The sequence below is a fragment of the Betaproteobacteria bacterium genome (assembly GCA_016709965.1).
Taxonomy (GTDB): Bacteria; Pseudomonadota; Gammaproteobacteria; order Burkholderiales; family Rhodocyclaceae; genus Azonexus; species Azonexus amarohabitans.
This window is the reverse complement of sequence record JADJLT010000006.1, coordinates 98656-115007: the sequence shown is the minus strand read 5'-3', so window position 1 is coordinate 115007 and position 16352 is coordinate 98656. Positions and strand designations below refer to the sequence as shown.

The window sequence follows — 16352 nt, the reverse complement described above, 5'->3', positions numbered from 1 at the left end:
ATGGAAGCAGGCCGGAACGGCAGCCTGGCCGGGTCAGTCGGCCATTAGGCATAATCGACAGGCCCCCGGCCGATGCTCAATGGTGCAATATTTTGGCGAGAAACTGCTGCGCCCGCGGGGTACGCGGATTGGCAAAGAAAGCCTCCTTGCCGTCATCCTCGACGATGGCGCCCTGATCCATGAAGATCACACGATCGGCAACGCGCCTGGCAAAGCCCATTTCGTGCGTGACACACATCATGGTCATGCCTTCGTGGGCCAGTTCGGTCATCACGTCGAGCACCTCGTTGACCATTTCCGGGTCAAGAGCCGAGGTGGGCTCGTCGAACAACATGCAGATCGGATCCATGGCCAATGCCCGGGCAATCGCCACGCGCTGCTGCTGACCGCCGGACAGCTGACCGGGGAACTTGTCGGCCTGCGCCTTGAGGCCGACCCGCTCGAGCAACTTGAGGCCCTTCTCTATCGCCTCGTCCTGACTGCGGCCAAGCACCTTGACCTGGGCGATGGCCAGGTTCTGGGTGATGCTCATGTGCGGGAACAGTTCGAAATTCTGGAAAACCATGCCGACCTGGGCGCGCAGCTTGGAGAGGTTGGTTTTCGGATCGCCGACCGAGATGCCATTAACAATGATTTCGCCGGACTGAAAAGGCTCCAGCCCATTGACGCACTTGATCAGCGTCGACTTGCCCGAACCGGAGGGGCCGCAGACGACGATGACTTCGCCCTTGCTGACCGAGGTGGTGCAATCCTTGAGCACCTGGAAGCTGCCGTAATGCTTGCTGACGTTGGCAATCTGAATCATGGGATTTCTCCTGGCGGCGGCCATCAGGCCGTGGTGTATTTATTCTGGAGGCGCTTGACGATCTGCGAAGCGCTGAAGCAGATGACGAAATAGACAGCACCGGCGAAGAGCAGCATTTCAACGAGGCGGCCGTCACGATCACCGACCTTGTAGGCGGCACCGAAGAAGTCGGCGAGCGCAGAGACATAGACCAGCGAGGTATCCTGAAAAAGGATGATGGCCTGCGTCAGCAGCAATGGCACCATGTTGCGGAAGGCCTGCGGCAGTACCACCAGACGCATCGCCTGCGCGTAGTTCATGCCAAGTGCCGAGGCGGCGGAAATCTGCCCCTTCGGCACGCTCTGGATGCCGGCGCGAATGATTTCCGAGTAATAGGCCGCCTCGAACAGCGCGAAGCCCATCATCGCCGAACTCAGACGCAGGTCGCTGCCCGGCGGAAAGTCGAGCAGTGTTTCGATAAAGCGGGGCACGATGAGGAAGAACCAGAGCAGCACCATGACCAGCGGCACAGCACGGAACAGGTTGACATAGCCGGCGGCAAACCATGACAGTGGCTTGATCGACGACAGGCGCATCATAGCCAGTAGTGTTCCCCAGACAACACCGATGACCACTGCCTGCGCGGTGATGACCAGCGAAATCTTCATGCCGTCCCAGAGGAAGGGCAAGGCACCGGGAATGGAGGACCAGTCGAATTCGTAAGTCATTATTTGCCTCCAATGTAGCCAGGAACAGCAATACGCTTTTCGAAGCGGTGCATCAGGGTCATCACGGTGACGTTGATGATGATGTAGGAGAGCGTCACGGCGATGAAGGACTCGTAGGGCTGCGCCGTGTAATCGACCAACTGACGGCCCTGGGCGGCGAGCTCAAGGAGGCCGATGGTCGAGCAGACGGCAGAGTTCTTGAAAATATTGAGGAACTCCGAAGTCAGCGGCGGTACGACCAGGCGGAAGGCCATCGGCAACATCACGAAGCGATAGGTCTGCGCCAGCGTGAAGCCGAGGGCCAGACCGGCATTCTTCTGGCCCTTGGGCAGCGAATTGATGCCGGCCCGGACCTGCTCGGCGACACGGGCGCTGGTAAACAGTCCGAGACAGACCATCGAGGCAAGGAACTGCTGGAACACCGGATTGGACTGCTTGTAGGCATCGCCGATGCTGGCCGGCAACAGTTCCGGCAGCACGAAATACCAGATGAACAATTGCACCAGCAGCGGCACGTTGCGGAACAGTTCGACATAGGCGGTAGCAATGCCGGCTAATGTCTTGTTCGGTACCGTACGCAGGACGCCCATCAGCGCGCCGAGCAACAGGGCCAGCACCCAGGCTGACAGGGACAGCGCGATGGTCATTTTGAAGCCGGTGAACATCCAGCCCAGATAGGTGTCATCGCCGCTCGCGCTCGGCTGCAGGAAGACGCCCCAGTTCCATTGGTAACCCATGATTACTCCTCAGCGACAGTTCACTTTGCTCCCCCCCGGCAAGCAGGGGAGAGATCAGACCTGTTATTCGAAAGGCTTGTCGTTCGGTGCCTTGAAGGCGGCTTTCATTTCATCGGATAGCGGCATGTTGAGGTTCAGGCCCTTGGGCGGAATCGGGTTCATGAACCACTTGGTATAGATTTTCTGAGCTTCGCCCGAGGTCATTGCCTTGGTCAGCGCTGCATCGACCACCTTCTTGAAGGCCGGGTCGTCCTTGCGCACCATGCAGCCATAGGCTTCCTCGGACTGGGCAGTACCGGTGACAATCCAGTCGCCCGGCTTGCGAGCCTTGGCCATCTCACCGTAGAGCAGCGCATCGTCCATCATGAAGGCGACGGCACGGCCGGTTTCCAGCGTCAGGAAGGCTTCGCCGTGATCCTTGGCAGAGATGATATTCATACCAAGCTTCTTGTCTTCGTTCATCTTGCGAATCAGGCGCTCGGAGGTCGTCCCGGCGGTCGTCACCACATTCTTGCCGGCCAGATCGGCGAAATCCTTGATGCCGGAGGTCTTCTTGGTCAGCAGCTTGGTGCCGATGACAAAGATGGTGGTCGAGAAGCCGACCTGCTTCTGGCGTTCAAGGTTGTTGGTGGTCGAACCACATTCGATGTCGACCGTACCATTCTGAATCAGGGTAATGCGATTAGCCGACGTAACCGGCATCAAGCGGGTGTCGATTTTCGCCATCTTCAACTCGCTCTTGATGCCATCGACAACCTTGAGCATCAGTTCATGCGAGTAGCCAATGACTTGCTGCTTGTCGTCGTAATATGAAAACGGAATCGATGACTCGCGATGTCCCAAGGTAATGCTGCCAGTTTCCTTTATCTTTTTAAGCGTAGCGGATTCGTCGGCCTGGACAGGGAAAGTAGCGAGCGCGCCAAAGGCGGTGGCGAGGGCGGCAGCAGTAAAGGCAAAGCGGTTCATGTCATCTCCTGGATCGAAAGAAGCCGTTCCTTGGCTCCGATGACCTCTACTATGCAGCTAGCGTGCCAGAAAAGCGAGGAAGGCGGAAAATCACAGAAGACTGATTTAGCGACTATTTTTTTGTACAACAGTCGAGACGCTGCCGGATTTCCGTCAAGCAGCCGCCAATGACCGTCGGAATTCCGATAGTTTGACTACCTTTGTCTTTCACACAAAAAAGCCGCCTGATTTCAGGCGGCTTCTTCTGGAAGGCAGAGCAATGAGGCTCAGTCTATTCGTGTATCAAGCCCCTGCTCGGCGAGTTCTGCCGCTCGCAACACGGCGCGTGCCTTGTTCTGGGTTTCATCCCATTCCGACTGTGGATTGGAGTCGGCAACGATGCCAGCGCCCGCCTGAACGTAAAGCTGCTGATTCTTGACCACGGCGGTCCGAATAGCGATGGCCAAATCCATGTCGCCCTGGAAGCCCAGATAGCCGACCGCTCCGGCGTAGATCCCGCGTTTGAGGGGCTCCAGTTCGTCGATGATCTCCATCGCCCGCACCTTGGGCGCGCCGGACACGGTGCCGGCCGGGAAGGTGGCTTTCAGTACATCCAGCGCATCCAGTCCCTCCTGCAGCTTGCCTTCGACGTTGGACACGATGTGCATCACGTGCGAGTAACGCTCGACGATCATGTTTTCGGTGAGCTTGACAGTGCCCACCTTGGCCACGCGGCCACAGTCGTTGCGGCCGAGATCGAGTAGCTGAGTGTGTTCTGCGCGCTCCTTGTCGTCGGCCAGCAGTTCGGCGGCCAGCGCGGCATCCTCTTCCGGCGAGGCGCCACGTTTGCGGGTACCGGCGATCGGGCGCACGGTGACGCGATCACACTCCAAGCGCACGAGGATTTCCGGTGAAGCGCCGACGACATGAAAATCCTCGAAGTCGAAGTAGAACATGTAGGGCGACGGGTTCAGGCTGCGCAGGGTGCGATAGAGCGCCATCGGGCTGGCCTTGAAGGGTTTGGTCATGCGCTGCGAGAGCACGACCTGCATGACGTCGCCTTCGGTAATGTAGTCCTTGGCCCGGAGCACGGCATTCTTGAATGCCTCTTCTCCCACCAGAGAAACCGCGGGCTCCGACAGGACCGGCTTTTCTGCAGGAAGCACCACCGGCGTACGCAATTTGGACAACAGCTCCTTTAGTCGCGCCTTGGCCTTCTGGTAAGCGCCAGGGAAACCGGGTTCGGCATAGACAATCAGCATCAGCTTGCCGGAGAGATTGTCGACCACGGCAATCTCTTCGGAGAGCAGCAGACCGATGTCCGGCGTGCCGATGTCATCCTGCTTTTCCGTGCGGCTCAGTTTGGATTCGACGTAACGGATCGTATCGTAGCCGAAGCAGCCGACCAGACCACCGCAAAAACGCGGCAGGCCAGAGCTGGGTGGCGCGCGGAAGCGATCCATGAACTTGCCGATGAAATCGAGTGGATTGGTTTGGTCGTCACGCTCGGCAATGCGGTTGCCGGTCAGCACCAGCACCTGATTGCCATTGACGACAATCCGGGTCTGGGCCGCCAGCCCGATGATGGAATAGCGGCCAAAACGCTCGCCGCCCTGCACGGATTCGAGCAGGTAGGTGTAAGGTGCGTTGGCGAGTTTGAGATAGATCGACAGCGGCGTGTCGAGATCGGCAAACGTTTCCAGCGTCACGGGAATACGGTTATAGCCTTGCGCGGCAAGCGCATTGAATTCGATTTCAGTCATGGGGGAGCCTCGAAAATGACAGGTATTTGCGGTCTGGGTGCGCCGAATTGGCGCAAATGCGGAATGGAATTACCGACGCCAGGGGCGCCAACCTTGCCATTCGTTCCAGAGTCGCTGTGTCGTCATTTGAGATTGAGGTCTTTAAAAGTAAGGGCTTGCTGATAGGCAGCAAGCAGATCGGATACTAGCGCATCGCAATCAGCACTGTCCACCGGCTGCCCTTCGTTGTAGCCGTAGGGCACGGCGTAAGCCTGACAGCCGGCAGCATGAGCCGCGTGGATGTCGTTTTGGGAGTCGCCAATGTGCAGACTGCGATCGGGACGGACGTTGAACAAGCGACAGGCGTGCAGGATCGGTTCGGGGTGCGGCTTTTTGTGGGCGGTCGTATCGCCCGAAACGACGACGTCGAAATAGTCGCTAAGGCCCATGCGTTCAAGCAACACTTCGGTAAACATGCCCGGCTTGTTGGTGACGACGCCCATTTTCACGCCACTGGCTTTCCAGGCATCAAGCCCTTCGATGACGCCTTCGTAAATCTGGCAATATTTCCCGTTGACCGCAGCATAGTGTCGCTTGAAGGATTCGATCGCCTCATGGAGTTTTTCGGCGGTTGGCGGATGCTCGTGGGTCAAACAACGCTCGACGAGTACCGCCATGCCTTTGCCGACGAAGCTGTGCACCTCGGCAGGGGAGCGCGCCGGGGCGCCAATTTCGTCTAGCATCAAACGACACCCTTCGGCGAGATCGGCAATGGTGTCGAGCAGCGTCCCGTCGAGGTCAAAGGTAACGGATTCGAAATACATCAGACTTTGGCCAGTTCGCTACGCAGCGCGCCGATAATCGAATCATAACGATAGTGATCGGTATCCTTGCCGGCGCCATAGACGGCTGAACCGGCGACAAAGGCATCGACGCCGGCACGGGCGATATCGGCGATGTTGGCGACGTTCACGCCACCGTCAATTTCGAGACGGATACGCCGACCACTTTCCCTTTCGTAGGCGTCGAGTTTGGCGCGCGCCTGCCGGGCCTTGGCCAGGGTGCTGGGTATGAATTTCTGGCCGCCGAAACCCGGATTGACGCTCATCAGCAGGATGACGTCGATCTTGTCGAGCACATAATCCATGTAATCCAGCGGCGTCGCCGGGTTGAAGACCAGCCCGCCTTGGCAGCCGGCATCGCGAATCAGCGACAGGCTGCGGTCGACATGATCGGAAGCTTCCGGGTGAAACGTGATGATATTGGCCCCGGCCTTGGCAAAATCGGGGATGATGCGGTCTACCGGTTTGACCATCAGATGAACGTCGATCGGCGCCGCGGTACACGGGCGAATCGCCTCGCAAACCAGCGGCCCGATGGTCAGGTTGGGAACGTAATGATTGTCCATCACGTCAAAGTGAATCCAGTCTGCACCCGAGGCAATGACATTGGCCACCTCTTCGCCTAGCTTGGCGAAATTGGCGGACAGAATGCTTGGCGCGATGACGTAATCTATGACTGACATGAAGTTTCCCTGAACAAGAACAGACAAACGAAATTATCCCATGCCCGACACAGACAAATACCAAATTGAGATTCAACCGATGCCGCAGTTCATTCCGGAGCAGTCCGACCCGGACAACGACCGCTACATTTTCGCCTACACCGTCACCATCAAAAATATCGGCAGCGTGCCGGCGCAGCTGGTTTCACGGCACTGGATCATCACCGACGGCCACAACGAGGTTCAGGAAGTGCGCGGGTTGGGCGTGGTCGGCAAACAGCCACTGCTACAGCCGGGTGAGAGCTTCCAGTACACCAGCGGCTCGTCGCTAACCACACCGATCGGCACAATGAAAGGCACCTATCAGATGGTGGCCGAGGATGGCACACATTTCGAAGCGGAAATTCCCGAATTCGTTCTGGCCAGCCCGCGCGCCCTGCATTGAGCCTCAAGCATACTTACACGCTGATCGCGCCGTTCTACGACGCGGCCATCGACCGCGCCACCCGGGCCTCACGAAAGCGCAGCCTCTCGGCGCTTGGCGAGGTACCTGGCCGTGTGCTGCTGGCGGGCGTCGGTACAGGTCTGGACCTGCCGCACTTGCCACCCACGCATCATTACGTCGGACTGGATTTGAATCAGGCCATGCTGCGCCGCGCCCTGCCACGAGTCGGCAATATTGAATTTCTGCCGATTCAGGGTGACGCACAACACCTGCCTCTGGCTGACAACAGTTTTGATGCAGCCGTCCTGCACCTGATCCTTGCCGTTGTCCCGGAGCCGGCCCGGTGCTTTTCTGAAATCGCCCGGGTCGTCAAACCCGGCGGCCAAGTGCTGGTTTTTGACAAGTTCCTGCGACGTGGCCAGACGGCCTTAGTACGAAGACTGGTCAACCCACTGGTCCGCCGCATCGCGACGCGGCTGGATGTCGTGTTTGAAGACCTGCTTGCCGAAGCTCCCGGCCTTGTTCTTGAACATGACCAGCCAGCATTGGTCGGCGGCTGGTTCAGAATGATCCGCCTGCGAAAACTCTAAACTTCGACATCCTTACCCAGCTCGTCCTCGATCCAGGCCAGTGTCAGTGTGTAAGTCACAGCAAGCACGACCGGGCCGACAAAAATACCAATCAGGCCGAAACTGAGCATGCCGCCGATGACACCGGCAAAGATAAGCAAGAGGGGCAAATCGGCGCCGCGCTTGATCAATATCGGTCTCAGGAAGCTATCCAGGCTGCCAACAATCACGCTCCAGACCAGCAAGGCGGTTGCCCAGCCGGTGTCGCCTGTCCAGTACATCCACCCCACCGCCGGTAACAAAATCAGCATGGGCCCGATCTGCGCGATGCACAACATTAGCATCACCGCCGACAGCAATGAGGCGAACGGCACGCCGGCCAAGGCCAGTCCGACACCACCAAGCACCGTCTGGACGATGGCAGTGACGCCGACGCCCAAGGCTACCCCGCGTATCGCCTGACCAGCCAGAATAATACTGTTTTCACCGCGATCTCCGGCCAGCCGACGGCCGAAACGGCGGGCCAGACGGGCGCCACTTTCGCCACCTGAATAGAGGATGGCGGCGATGGTAACGACCAGCAGAAACTGGATCAACATCCCGCCGATACCACCCACTTGTCCAAGCACCCACTTGCCGGTATCGGCCGCATACGGCGTGACCTTGGCAAAAATTTCCGCCGTTCCTGCGGCATCCAATTGTGCCCACAGAGCAGCCAGGCGCTCACCAACCAGTGGCAGCGTCTTTACCCATTCCGGCGCCGGCGGCAGACCGTCGACCGCGAAAGATTTGCCGGCCGCGGTCAACTGGCCGGAATGCTCAAAAATGGTATCGATCGCCAGCCACAAGGGCAGCACCAACAACAGGAGCATGCCCACCGACATTATCATCACGGCCAGCACGCGCCGATTACCCAGCCGGGCCTCAAGCGATTTGAACAACGGCCAGGTAGCAACCACAATCATCGTCGCCCACACTGCCGCCGCCAAAAAAGGCAGCAACACCCAGACCGACAGGCCAATTAGCCCGACGATGCAGATAATGGCCAGCGTGCTGCGTGCCAGGTCGCGGCGAATGTCCATCAAGACCGGTAGTCTGCGTTGATCTTCACGTAGTCATAGGAAAAATCGCAGGTGTACACACTCGCCTGGGCAGCTCCACGGCCAAGATCGACACGCACGGTGATTTCGGCCTGAGCCATCACTCGGGCACCGTCCTCTTCCTTGTAGGCGGCAGCACGACCACCCTTTTCGGCCACCAACACGTTATCGAGCCAGACCCTGACGCCGTCGACATCAAGATCGCCAATACCGGCGTAGCCTACTGCTGCCAGAATACGTCCCAAATTGGGGTCGGAGGCAAAGAACGCAGTCTTGACCAACGGTGAGTGACCAATGGCGTAACCAACCTGACGGCACTCTTCGATGGTTTTACCGCCCTCGACGGCCACCGTAATGAACTTGGTAGCACCTTCACCGTCACGGACAATCGCCTGCGCCAGCTCTACCGAGACGGCAATGATGGCTGCCTTGACTTCGGGCCACCCAGCATCGGACTCGTTCGCAAATGCTGCGCCGGACTGCCCGGTGGCAACCATCACGTAGGAATCGTTGGTCGACGTGTCGCCATCAACGGTAATGCAGTTGAAGGATGCATCGGCTGCTTCCTTGACCAGTTTATCGAGTAGCGACTGGGCGATCCCGGCATCGGTAGCCAGGAAGCCAAGCATGGTTGCCATGTTCGGCCGGATCATGCCGGCGCCCTTGGAAACTCCGGAAATTGTCACTTTTTTGCCGTTGACCGTGACAATGCGCGATGCGGCCTTGGCAACCGTATCGGTGGTCATGATGCCATGTGCCGCAGCATGCCAGTTATCCGCCTTGAGATCGGCGAACACGGCGGGCAACCCAGCCTTGATCCTGTCGACAGGCAAAAGCTCAAGAATGACGCCGGTGGAAAACGGCAGGACCTGTTCGGCGCCAACGCCTAGCAGTTCACCCACGGCCTCGCAGGTTGCTTGCGCGGCCTGGCGGCCCGGTTCACCGGTACCGGCGTTGGCAATGCCGGTGTTCACCACCAAGGCACGGATTTCCGTGCCGGCGGCTAAATGCTTGCGACAAATCTGAACCGGCGCGGCGCAAAAACGGTTCTGGGTAAACACACCCGCCACCGTGCAGCCGGCATCCAGCGCAACCAAAGTCAGGTCGCGGCGATTTTTCTTGCGGATTTCGGCCTCGGCCACACCGAGACGGACGCCTGCCACCGGAAATAATTGGTCGGCAGCGGGGGTTGCATAATTGACAGGCATTCTCATGGCTCCAAAAGCATCAAGGCACCTCGTGGGTGCCTTGGGGTGTCAGGAAAGTTTTCCGTGGCAGTGTTTGTATTTTTTGCCTGACCCGCAGGGACACGGGTCATTGCGCCCGACCTTGGGCCCGGCGTCTGCAGGCTGTTGCGGCTGCGCCTCGTCATCATCACCCGGCACTTCGTCAAGACCGGCATGCTGATATTGAACGTTGTGCACGTCGGCATGCGGTGCCGTTTCCTCGACATCTTCCGGCGTACGGATTTGCACGGTGAAGACGATTTTGGTCACTTCCTTGCGTACCAAGTCGAGCAGCCCCTCGAACAGCTCGAACGCTTCGCGCTTGTATTCCTGTTTCGGATTCTTTTGGGCGTAGCCACGCAGATGGATACCCTGACGCAGATGATCCAGGGCAGCCAGATGCTCTCGCCAGTGGGAATCAAGGCTCTGCAACATGACATTGCGCTCGAACTGCTGGAAGGACTCGGCGCCGACCAGATCGATCTTTGCCTGGTAAGCGGCATCAGCCTCTTTGGTGATGCGTTCGAGAATTTCCTCGTCAGACAGCGTCGGCTCGTTCTTGAACCACTCGGCAACCGGCGCATTGATCTGCAACTCGGTGGACAATGCTCTCTCCAGCCCTTCCATGTCCCACTGTTCTTCAACTGACTCAGCCGGCACATAAGTACGGAATACGTCGGCGATGACGCTCTGCCGCATGGCAGTGATGGTCTCGGAAATATCATCCGTTTCCAGCAGTTCATTACGTTGCTGGTAGATTACCTTGCGCTGGTCGTTCGAAACATCATCATATTCAAGCAACTGCTTTCGGATATCGAAGTTGCGCGCCTCAACCTTGCGCTGCGCGGACTCCAGCGAACGGGTAACCAGCGGGTGCTCGATCGCTTCGCCTTCCGGCATTTTCAGCTTGTCCATGATGGCGCGCAGACGCTCGCCAGCAAAGATGCGAAGAAGCGGATCGTCCAGCGATAGGTAGAAGCGAGACGAACCAGCGTCGCCCTGACGACCGGCGCGACCACGCAGCTGGTTGTCGATACGGCGGGATTCATGGCGCTCGGAGCCGATGATGTGCAGACCGCCGGAGGCGAGAACCTGGTCGTGTGCTTTCTGCCATTCAGCACGCATTTCGGCGACTTTCGCCGCGCGCTCGGCTTCCGGTAACGATTCGTCGTATTTGATGGCCGAGGAGGCCTTTTCAATACTGCCACCGAGAACAATATCGGTGCCGCGACCAGCCATGTTGGTGGCGATGGTGATAACGCCCGGGCGCCCGGCCTCAATCACAATTTCAGCCTCGCGGGCATGCTGCTTGGCATTGAGCACGTTGTGCGCAAGGCCTTCCTTATCGAGCAGACCGGACAAAAGTTCGGACGCCTCGATGGAGGTAGTACCAACCAGCACCGGCTGCCCGCGTTTGGCGCATTCCCTGATATCGGCAATGATCGCCGTATGTTTTTCGTCTACCGTTTTGTAGACCAGATCGTTCATGTCCTTGCGAACCATCGGGCGATGGGTCGGAATGACCACCGTTTCAAGCCCGTAGATCTGCTGAAATTCGTAGGCTTCGGTATCGGCCGTGCCAGTCATGCCGGCCAGCTTGTTGTACATCCGGAAGTAATTCTGGAAGGTGATCGAGGCCAGCGTCTGATTTTCGGCCTGGATCTGTACACCTTCCTTGGCTTCAACCGCCTGGTGCAGGCCATCGGACCAGCGACGCCCCGTCATCAGTCGACCGGTGAATTCGTCAACAATGACCACTTCACCGTTCTGGACCACGTAATGCTGATCCTTGTGGAACAGCGTCATGCCACGCAGCGCGGCATTCAGATGGTGCATCAACGTGATATTGGCAGCATCGTAAAGACTGGTGCCCTCCTTGAGGAGGCCATACTCGGCAAGCAGTTGCTCGGCGTGCTCATAGCCTGTTTCAGACAGGTGAACCTGATGCCCCTTTTCGTCAACCCAGTAGTCGCCCTCGTCCGTTTCCTCCATCGCACGAGACAAGTTGGGGACGACATCCTTCATGCGCAGATACATATCGGTATGATCTTCGGCCTGACCGGAAATGATCAGCGGCGTACGCGCCTCGTCGATCAGGATTGAATCCACTTCGTCCACGATGGCGAAGTTCAGCGTGCGCTGTACGCGCTCGCCGGCCGTGTAGACCATGTTGTCGCGCAGATAGTCGAAGCCGAACTCGTTGTTGGTGCCGTAGGTTATATCGGCCGCGTAGGCAGCCTGTTTGGCCTCATGGTCCATCTGCGACAAATTGACACCGACGGTCAGACCAAGGAAACGATGCAGACGCCCCATCCAGTCCGAGTCGCGGGTCGCTAGATAATCGTTGACCGTAATGACATGGACCCCTTGGCCGGAAATGGCATTGAGGTACGCCGGCAATGTGCCAACCAGTGTCTTGCCTTCACCCGTGCGCATTTCGGCAATCTTGCCGTCATGCAACACCATGCCACCTATCATCTGGACATCAAAATGACGCATGCCCAGCGCTCGCACGCCAGCTTCACGAACAACGGCGAAAGCTTCCGGCAACAGGGCATCCAGCGTTTCGCCTTGAGCGAAGCGTTGACGAAACTCGTCCGTCTTGGCACGTAATGCCTCGTCGCTCAAGGCCTGCATGGACGGCTCAAGCACGTTGATGCGCTTGACTGCCTGGGAATATTGTTTGATCAGCCGGTCGTTGCGGCTGCCGAAAATCTTTTTGAGTAGGCCGGAAATCATCGCGTTGGAGTGTAAGGTGCGCAGTGCAGCAAAGCGCCGATTCTAACACGCCACCATGACCCGATGATGACGACCCAGATCAAGGGATTGATCAGAACGGTCAGCGAAGCTTTACCGAGGCATATTCATCGCCGCGCTTCAGAAAGTGCGCCGGATTTTGTGCGACACCCAGCATCCGCACCTCAAAATGCAGATGAGGCCCGGTAGACCTGCCGGTGCTGCCCACCGCGCCAATTGTTTCACCGCGCTTGACCAGCGCGCCTGGCGTCACGTCAATTCGCGACATGTGCGCATAGCGCGAGGTCAATCCGCCGCCATGATCAACGTCCACAACATTGCCATAGTCAGGATGGTGACTCGCTGAAAGCACGACACCGTCCGCCGCCACCACTACTGGCGTACCGGTCTCGGCAGCAAAATCTAGCCCTTCGTGCATGGAGCGCAACCCGGCAATCGGGTCGGCACGATAACCGAAGGCAGAGCCCACCACAGCATTCTTGACCGGCAAGGTAGTTGGCATCAGGCGCTCCTTGGCTCGACTTTCAAGCAACCTGAACTCCATGAAAGCGAAATCGTCGCTTCTCTGCTCAACCTGAGCGGAAAGACGATCAATTTCACGCTGCAGTTCATCGGTCGACATGGGCGCCGCCAAGTACGGCCCCCCCTGCCCCGGCGCACCACGCTCGGAGACCCGTTCACGCTTGACGCCGACTAGACCGGATACGCGCTCACCCAGGGTATCCAGCTGCATGACGCGCCCCTGCAACTCGCCGAGCCTCGTGGCCATCAATTGCAAGTTGTTGTTCAGATGATTCTGCGCCTTTGTGGCCTCCTGTTGCTGCAGGGAAACCATCAGATCCTCGACCAGCGGCAGACGAAGATGAACCGACAACCATGAGAACAGCGCCGAGGTTGAAAACACCAGTGCCAGAAAGACGAGAGCCGCAGCCATCAGATGACGAGGCATAATGGTGATTGTCTTCGCTGCCTTCAAATGGCGCGAAACCAGAATAATCTGCATGGAACCTCCTATGTACAACGGGCCTGAGCACTATCTTGACAAAGACGCCGCCGCCGGCAGGGTCATGGCCCATGCACGACTGTTACTCAAGCTTTCGCGTCGCTTCGAAGCGGTTGCCCCGGCAGGGCTGCGCCACTCGGCTCACGTTGCCAATTACAAGTTGGGTACTGTCATTATCCACGCCGATAACGGCGCGGTCGCCGCCAAGATTCGCCAGTTAAGCCAGCGATTGAGCGACGAGTTATCGAAAGGAGGGACGGAGTGTAACGGCATCGAGGTAAAAGTTCAACCCCGCCAAATCCCTTCCCAATCAATGAGTTCAACTCAGAAGCCTCTATCAGGCAAGGCTATCGGGGTCTTGCGCTCGGCCACTGACAGCTTGCCGCAAGGCCCACTCCGGGATGCACTGGACAAGCTGCTGAAGCGAGCAGCTAGCGTGGAATGACGACCAGGCGCTCGAGAAACATCAGCAAGATAATGCGGGGGCGGTCTTGAAAAGGCGTCAGCTCGGTGCCTAATCAAGATTGCCGCTAACGGCGCAGATCAATTAACCGGCAGCTATCGCGACGAAAACAACTGCTGCCAGCAGTCCCAGCGACCACCCGGAAAAGTTACGCGGCCACCTGAGCAAGCCAGCGGGTCACACCGCTCGGCGCATACTCTGCTTGCTCAAAAGTGGCGAACTCCCAAGAATCCTGGTGATTTAGCAGGGCACGCGCCAGTTGATTGTTCATTGCGTGGCCGCCCTTGTGCGAGGAATAAGCAGCCAGCAGCGGATGACCAAGCAAATAGAGATCGCCGATGGCGTCGAGAATCTTGTGTTTGACGAACTCGTCGCCATAACGCAGGCCATCCTGATTCAGGACACGAAATTCGTCGAGAACGATGGCATTTTCAAGCCCGCCACCAAGGGCGAGGCCATTTTCACGCAGATATTCAACTTCCTGCATAAAACCAAAGGTCCGGGCGCGCGCCACTTCGCGAACGTAGGATTGTTCAGCAAAATCGATTTCGGCCGCCTGGGCTGACTTGTCGATGGCCGGATGGTTGAAAACAATGGAAAAAGCCAGCTTGTAGCCCTCGTAAGGCTCGAATCGCGCCCACTTGTCGCCATCCTTGACTTCGATGGTCTTGGTCACGCGAATGAATTTTTTGGCGGCATTCTGTTCCTCGATGCCAGCGGACTGGATCAGAAAAACAAACGGCGCAGCCGAACCATCGAGAATGGGCACTTCGGGCGCATCTAGATCGATCCAGGCGTTGTCGATGCCGAGGCCGGCGAGGGCCGACATCAGGTGTTCGATGGTACCAACCTTCACTCCGTCTTTTTCCAGACAGGAGCACATGCGTGTATCGCCCACCATGAAGGCTTTGGCGGGAATGTCCATCGGCTCAGGTAGATCAACACGACGGAAGACAATACCTGTATCCGGGGCTGCCGGGCGCAGGGCCATGTTGACCTTGACTCCGCCGTGCAGGCCGACGCCGGAGGCGCGAATGACAGTCTTCAACGTGCGTTGCTTGAGCATGCTAAGTGCTTGAATGATTGGGGAAGGTAGCGAATTGTAGCACAATCCGCCACCACCCTTTTTCAGAGAGAGCTTTTGTTACCTCAATCCGCCTGCTTGCGCAGGAAAGCCGGAATGTCGTAACGATCAACACCGCTGTTGGCCAGTGCCTCGACGGTCACATTGCGCTTGCGCACGACGGCCGGCACATCCAGATGAGAGTAATCCGGGGCGCCACCGAAAGCGACAGCATCGTGGGTACCCGTGGCCTGTGCCTGGACCAGAACTGGCTGCGTAAACACTTCTGCTTGACGGTTGCGTGCCGCGGCGACCTGGCCAAGGCCGGTAGCTACCACGGTAACGCGCAGGGCATCGCCCATCAACTCGTCGTAAACCGCACCGAAGATGATGTGTGCGTCATCGGCAGCGAAGGCCTTGACTGTGTTCATCACTTCGTTAACTTCCTTCATCTTCAGGCCACCCTTGGCTGCCGTGATGTTAACCAGCACGCCACGAGCGCCGGACAGGTTGATTCCCTCAAGCAGCGGCGAAGCAACAGCCTGCTCGGCAGCGATACGCGCACGATCAACGCCAGCAGCAGCGGCAGAGCCCATCATGGCACGACCCATTTCACCCATGACCGTGCGGACGTCTTCAAAGTCGACGTTAACCAGGCCTGGATAGGTAATGATTTCGGCGATACCACCGACGGCGTTCTTCAGCACGTCGTCAGCGGCCTTGAAACAGTCGTCGACATCGGCATCTTCACCCATGACTTCCATCAACTTGTCATTGAGGATGACAATCAGCGAGTCGACATGCTTGGCGAACTCGGCGATACCGGCTTCAGCCGACTTCATCCGCTTGCCACCTTCGAAGCTGAATGGCTTGGTCACGACACCAACCGTGAGAATGCCCATTTCGCGGGCGATTTCGGCGACCACCGGGGCCGCGCCGGTACCCGTGCCACCACCCATGCCGGCAGTAATGAAGGCCATATGGGCACCTTCCAGACTGGCACGGATTTCGTCGCGATGGGCCTGAGCAGCTTCCTGACCCTTTTCCGGCTTGGCGCCAGCGCCCAGACCGGTCTTGCCGAGCGACAGCTTGCTCGATGCAGCATTGCGGCTAAGCGCCTGTGCGTCAGTATTGGCAGCTATGAACTCAACACCGCTGACGCCTTCGTGAATCATGTGTTCAATGGCGTTGCCACCGGCACCGCCAACACCGAACACTTTGATGATCGTACCTGCTTCTTCGTCTTTCTCGATGATCTCAAACATGACTACCTCCTCTGAAAAAAC

General features: G+C 58.0%; 16 protein-coding genes. 3 read left to right on the top strand and 13 right to left on the bottom strand.

The window, feature by feature from the left end:
- Positions 1–76 precede the first annotated feature (76 nt).
- From IPJ12_15065 to rpe, 7 genes are all read right to left on the bottom strand, one after another.
- Positions 77–805: an amino acid ABC transporter ATP-binding protein gene (locus tag IPJ12_15065; GenBank protein ID MBK7648427.1), complete on the bottom strand. Its 729-nt coding sequence runs from the start codon at positions 803–805 to the stop codon at positions 77–79.
- Positions 806–828: 23 nt separating this feature from the next.
- Positions 829–1512 carry a glutamate/aspartate ABC transporter permease GltK gene (gltK, locus tag IPJ12_15060; GenBank protein ID MBK7648426.1) on the bottom strand — a complete coding sequence of 228 codons (684 nt, stop codon included), beginning with the start codon at positions 1510–1512 and terminating at the stop codon, positions 829–831.
- Positions 1512–2249, bottom strand: a complete 738-nt coding sequence (locus IPJ12_15055; protein ID MBK7648425.1) for an amino acid ABC transporter permease — start codon at positions 2247–2249, stop codon at positions 1512–1514. Before IPJ12_15055 ends, gltK begins: the two co-directional genes overlap by 1 nt.
- A gap of 63 nt (positions 2250–2312) precedes the next feature.
- A complete protein-coding gene (locus tag IPJ12_15050; protein MBK7648424.1) occupies positions 2313–3215 on the bottom strand; it encodes a glutamate/aspartate ABC transporter substrate-binding protein in 903 nt (300 codons plus the stop codon).
- A 266-nt stretch (positions 3216–3481) separates the two neighbouring features.
- The gene (locus IPJ12_15045) at positions 3482–4957 is read right to left on the bottom strand and encodes an anthranilate synthase component I (protein ID MBK7648423.1); all 1476 of its coding nucleotides are present in this window, start codon (positions 4955–4957) and stop codon (positions 3482–3484) included.
- Positions 4958–5079: 122 nt separating this feature from the next.
- Positions 5080–5760 (bottom strand): phosphoglycolate phosphatase, encoded by a 681-nt coding sequence (locus tag IPJ12_15040; protein MBK7648422.1) that lies wholly within the window; start codon positions 5758–5760, stop codon positions 5080–5082.
- Positions 5760–6461, bottom strand: coding sequence for a ribulose-phosphate 3-epimerase (gene rpe, locus IPJ12_15035; protein MBK7648421.1), 702 nt, complete (start codon positions 6459–6461; stop codon positions 5760–5762). Before rpe ends, IPJ12_15040 begins: the two co-directional genes overlap by 1 nt.
- Positions 6462–6501: 40 nt before the next feature.
- On the opposite strand from rpe, the gene apaG reads away from it, so the two are divergent.
- Positions 6502–6885, top strand: a complete 384-nt coding sequence (apaG, locus tag IPJ12_15030; protein MBK7648420.1) for a Co2+/Mg2+ efflux protein ApaG — start codon at positions 6502–6504, stop codon at positions 6883–6885.
- Positions 6882–7475: a methyltransferase domain-containing protein gene (locus tag IPJ12_15025; protein MBK7648419.1), complete on the top strand. Its 594-nt coding sequence runs from the start codon at positions 6882–6884 to the stop codon at positions 7473–7475. Before apaG ends, IPJ12_15025 begins: the two co-directional genes overlap by 4 nt.
- Here the strand turns inward: IPJ12_15025 and ydiK are convergent.
- The 4 genes from ydiK to IPJ12_15005 form a co-directional block, all read right to left on the bottom strand.
- The gene (ydiK, locus tag IPJ12_15020; GenBank protein ID MBK7648418.1) at positions 7472–8536 is read right to left on the bottom strand and encodes an AI-2E family transporter YdiK; all 1065 of its coding nucleotides are present in this window, start codon (positions 8534–8536) and stop codon (positions 7472–7474) included. The genes IPJ12_15025 and ydiK overlap by 4 nt on opposite strands.
- Positions 8536–9762, bottom strand: a complete 1227-nt coding sequence (argJ, locus tag IPJ12_15015; protein MBK7648417.1) for a bifunctional glutamate N-acetyltransferase/amino-acid acetyltransferase ArgJ — start codon at positions 9760–9762, stop codon at positions 8536–8538. The genes ydiK and argJ overlap by 1 nt, the downstream gene beginning before the upstream one ends.
- Positions 9763–9810: 48 nt before the next feature.
- Positions 9811–12519 carry a preprotein translocase subunit SecA gene (gene secA / locus IPJ12_15010; protein ID MBK7648416.1) on the bottom strand — a complete coding sequence of 903 codons (2709 nt, stop codon included), beginning with the start codon at positions 12517–12519 and terminating at the stop codon, positions 9811–9813.
- A 100-nt stretch (positions 12520–12619) separates the two neighbouring features.
- Complete coding sequence (locus IPJ12_15005) at positions 12620–13486, bottom strand: M23 family metallopeptidase (protein MBK7648415.1); 867 nt, start codon at positions 13484–13486, stop codon at positions 12620–12622.
- A 52-nt stretch (positions 13487–13538) separates the two neighbouring features.
- On the opposite strand from IPJ12_15005, the gene IPJ12_15000 reads away from it, so the two are divergent.
- On the top strand, positions 13539–13985 hold the full coding sequence (locus tag IPJ12_15000) for a DUF721 domain-containing protein (protein MBK7648414.1): 447 nt from the start codon (positions 13539–13541) through the stop codon (positions 13983–13985).
- Positions 13986–14151: 166 nt separating this feature from the next.
- Here the strand turns inward: IPJ12_15000 and IPJ12_14995 are convergent, their stop codons facing one another.
- Positions 14152–15069, bottom strand: coding sequence for a UDP-3-O-acyl-N-acetylglucosamine deacetylase (locus IPJ12_14995; protein MBK7648413.1), 918 nt, complete (start codon positions 15067–15069; stop codon positions 14152–14154).
- An 83-nt stretch (positions 15070–15152) separates the two neighbouring features.
- Positions 15153–16331 (bottom strand): cell division protein FtsZ, encoded by a 1179-nt coding sequence (gene ftsZ, locus IPJ12_14990; GenBank protein ID MBK7648412.1) that lies wholly within the window; start codon positions 16329–16331, stop codon positions 15153–15155.
- Positions 16332–16352: the final 21 nt, after the last annotated feature.

What these genes read in the sequence shown, in the direction of transcription:
- rpe (MBK7648421.1), bottom strand. Translation starts at nt 6,461, where the DNA reads ATGTCAGTCATAGATTACGTCATCGCGCCAAGCATTCTGTCCGCCAAT.
- IPJ12_15005 (MBK7648415.1), bottom strand. Translation starts at nt 13,486, where the DNA reads ATGCCTCGTCATCTGATGGCTGCGGCTCTCGTCTTTCTGGCACTGGTG.
- apaG (MBK7648420.1), top strand. Translation starts at nt 6,502, where the DNA reads ATGCCCGACACAGACAAATACCAAATTGAGATTCAACCGATGCCGCAG.
- ydiK (MBK7648418.1), bottom strand. Translation starts at nt 8,536, where the DNA reads ATGGACATTCGCCGCGACCTGGCACGCAGCACGCTGGCCATTATCTGC.
- gltK (MBK7648426.1), bottom strand. Translation starts at nt 1,512, where the DNA reads ATGACTTACGAATTCGACTGGTCCTCCATTCCCGGTGCCTTGCCCTTC.
- IPJ12_15040 (MBK7648422.1), bottom strand. Translation starts at nt 5,760, where the DNA reads ATGTATTTCGAATCCGTTACCTTTGACCTCGACGGGACGCTGCTCGAC.
- secA (MBK7648416.1), bottom strand. Translation starts at nt 12,519, where the DNA reads ATGATTTCCGGCCTACTCAAAAAGATTTTCGGCAGCCGCAACGACCGG.
- IPJ12_15055 (MBK7648425.1), bottom strand. Translation starts at nt 2,249, where the DNA reads ATGGGTTACCAATGGAACTGGGGCGTCTTCCTGCAGCCGAGCGCGAGC.
- IPJ12_14995 (MBK7648413.1), bottom strand. Translation starts at nt 15,069, where the DNA reads ATGCTCAAGCAACGCACGTTGAAGACTGTCATTCGCGCCTCCGGCGTC.
- IPJ12_15045 (MBK7648423.1), bottom strand. Translation starts at nt 4,957, where the DNA reads ATGACTGAAATCGAATTCAATGCGCTTGCCGCGCAAGGCTATAACCGT.
- IPJ12_15065 (MBK7648427.1), bottom strand. Translation starts at nt 805, where the DNA reads ATGATTCAGATTGCCAACGTCAGCAAGCATTACGGCAGCTTCCAGGTG.
- ftsZ (MBK7648412.1), bottom strand. Translation starts at nt 16,331, where the DNA reads ATGTTTGAGATCATCGAGAAAGACGAAGAAGCAGGTACGATCATCAAA.
- IPJ12_15000 (MBK7648414.1), top strand. Translation starts at nt 13,539, where the DNA reads ATGGAACCTCCTATGTACAACGGGCCTGAGCACTATCTTGACAAAGAC.
- argJ (MBK7648417.1), bottom strand. Translation starts at nt 9,762, where the DNA reads ATGCCTGTCAATTATGCAACCCCCGCTGCCGACCAATTATTTCCGGTG.
- IPJ12_15050 (MBK7648424.1), bottom strand. Translation starts at nt 3,215, where the DNA reads ATGAACCGCTTTGCCTTTACTGCTGCCGCCCTCGCCACCGCCTTTGGC.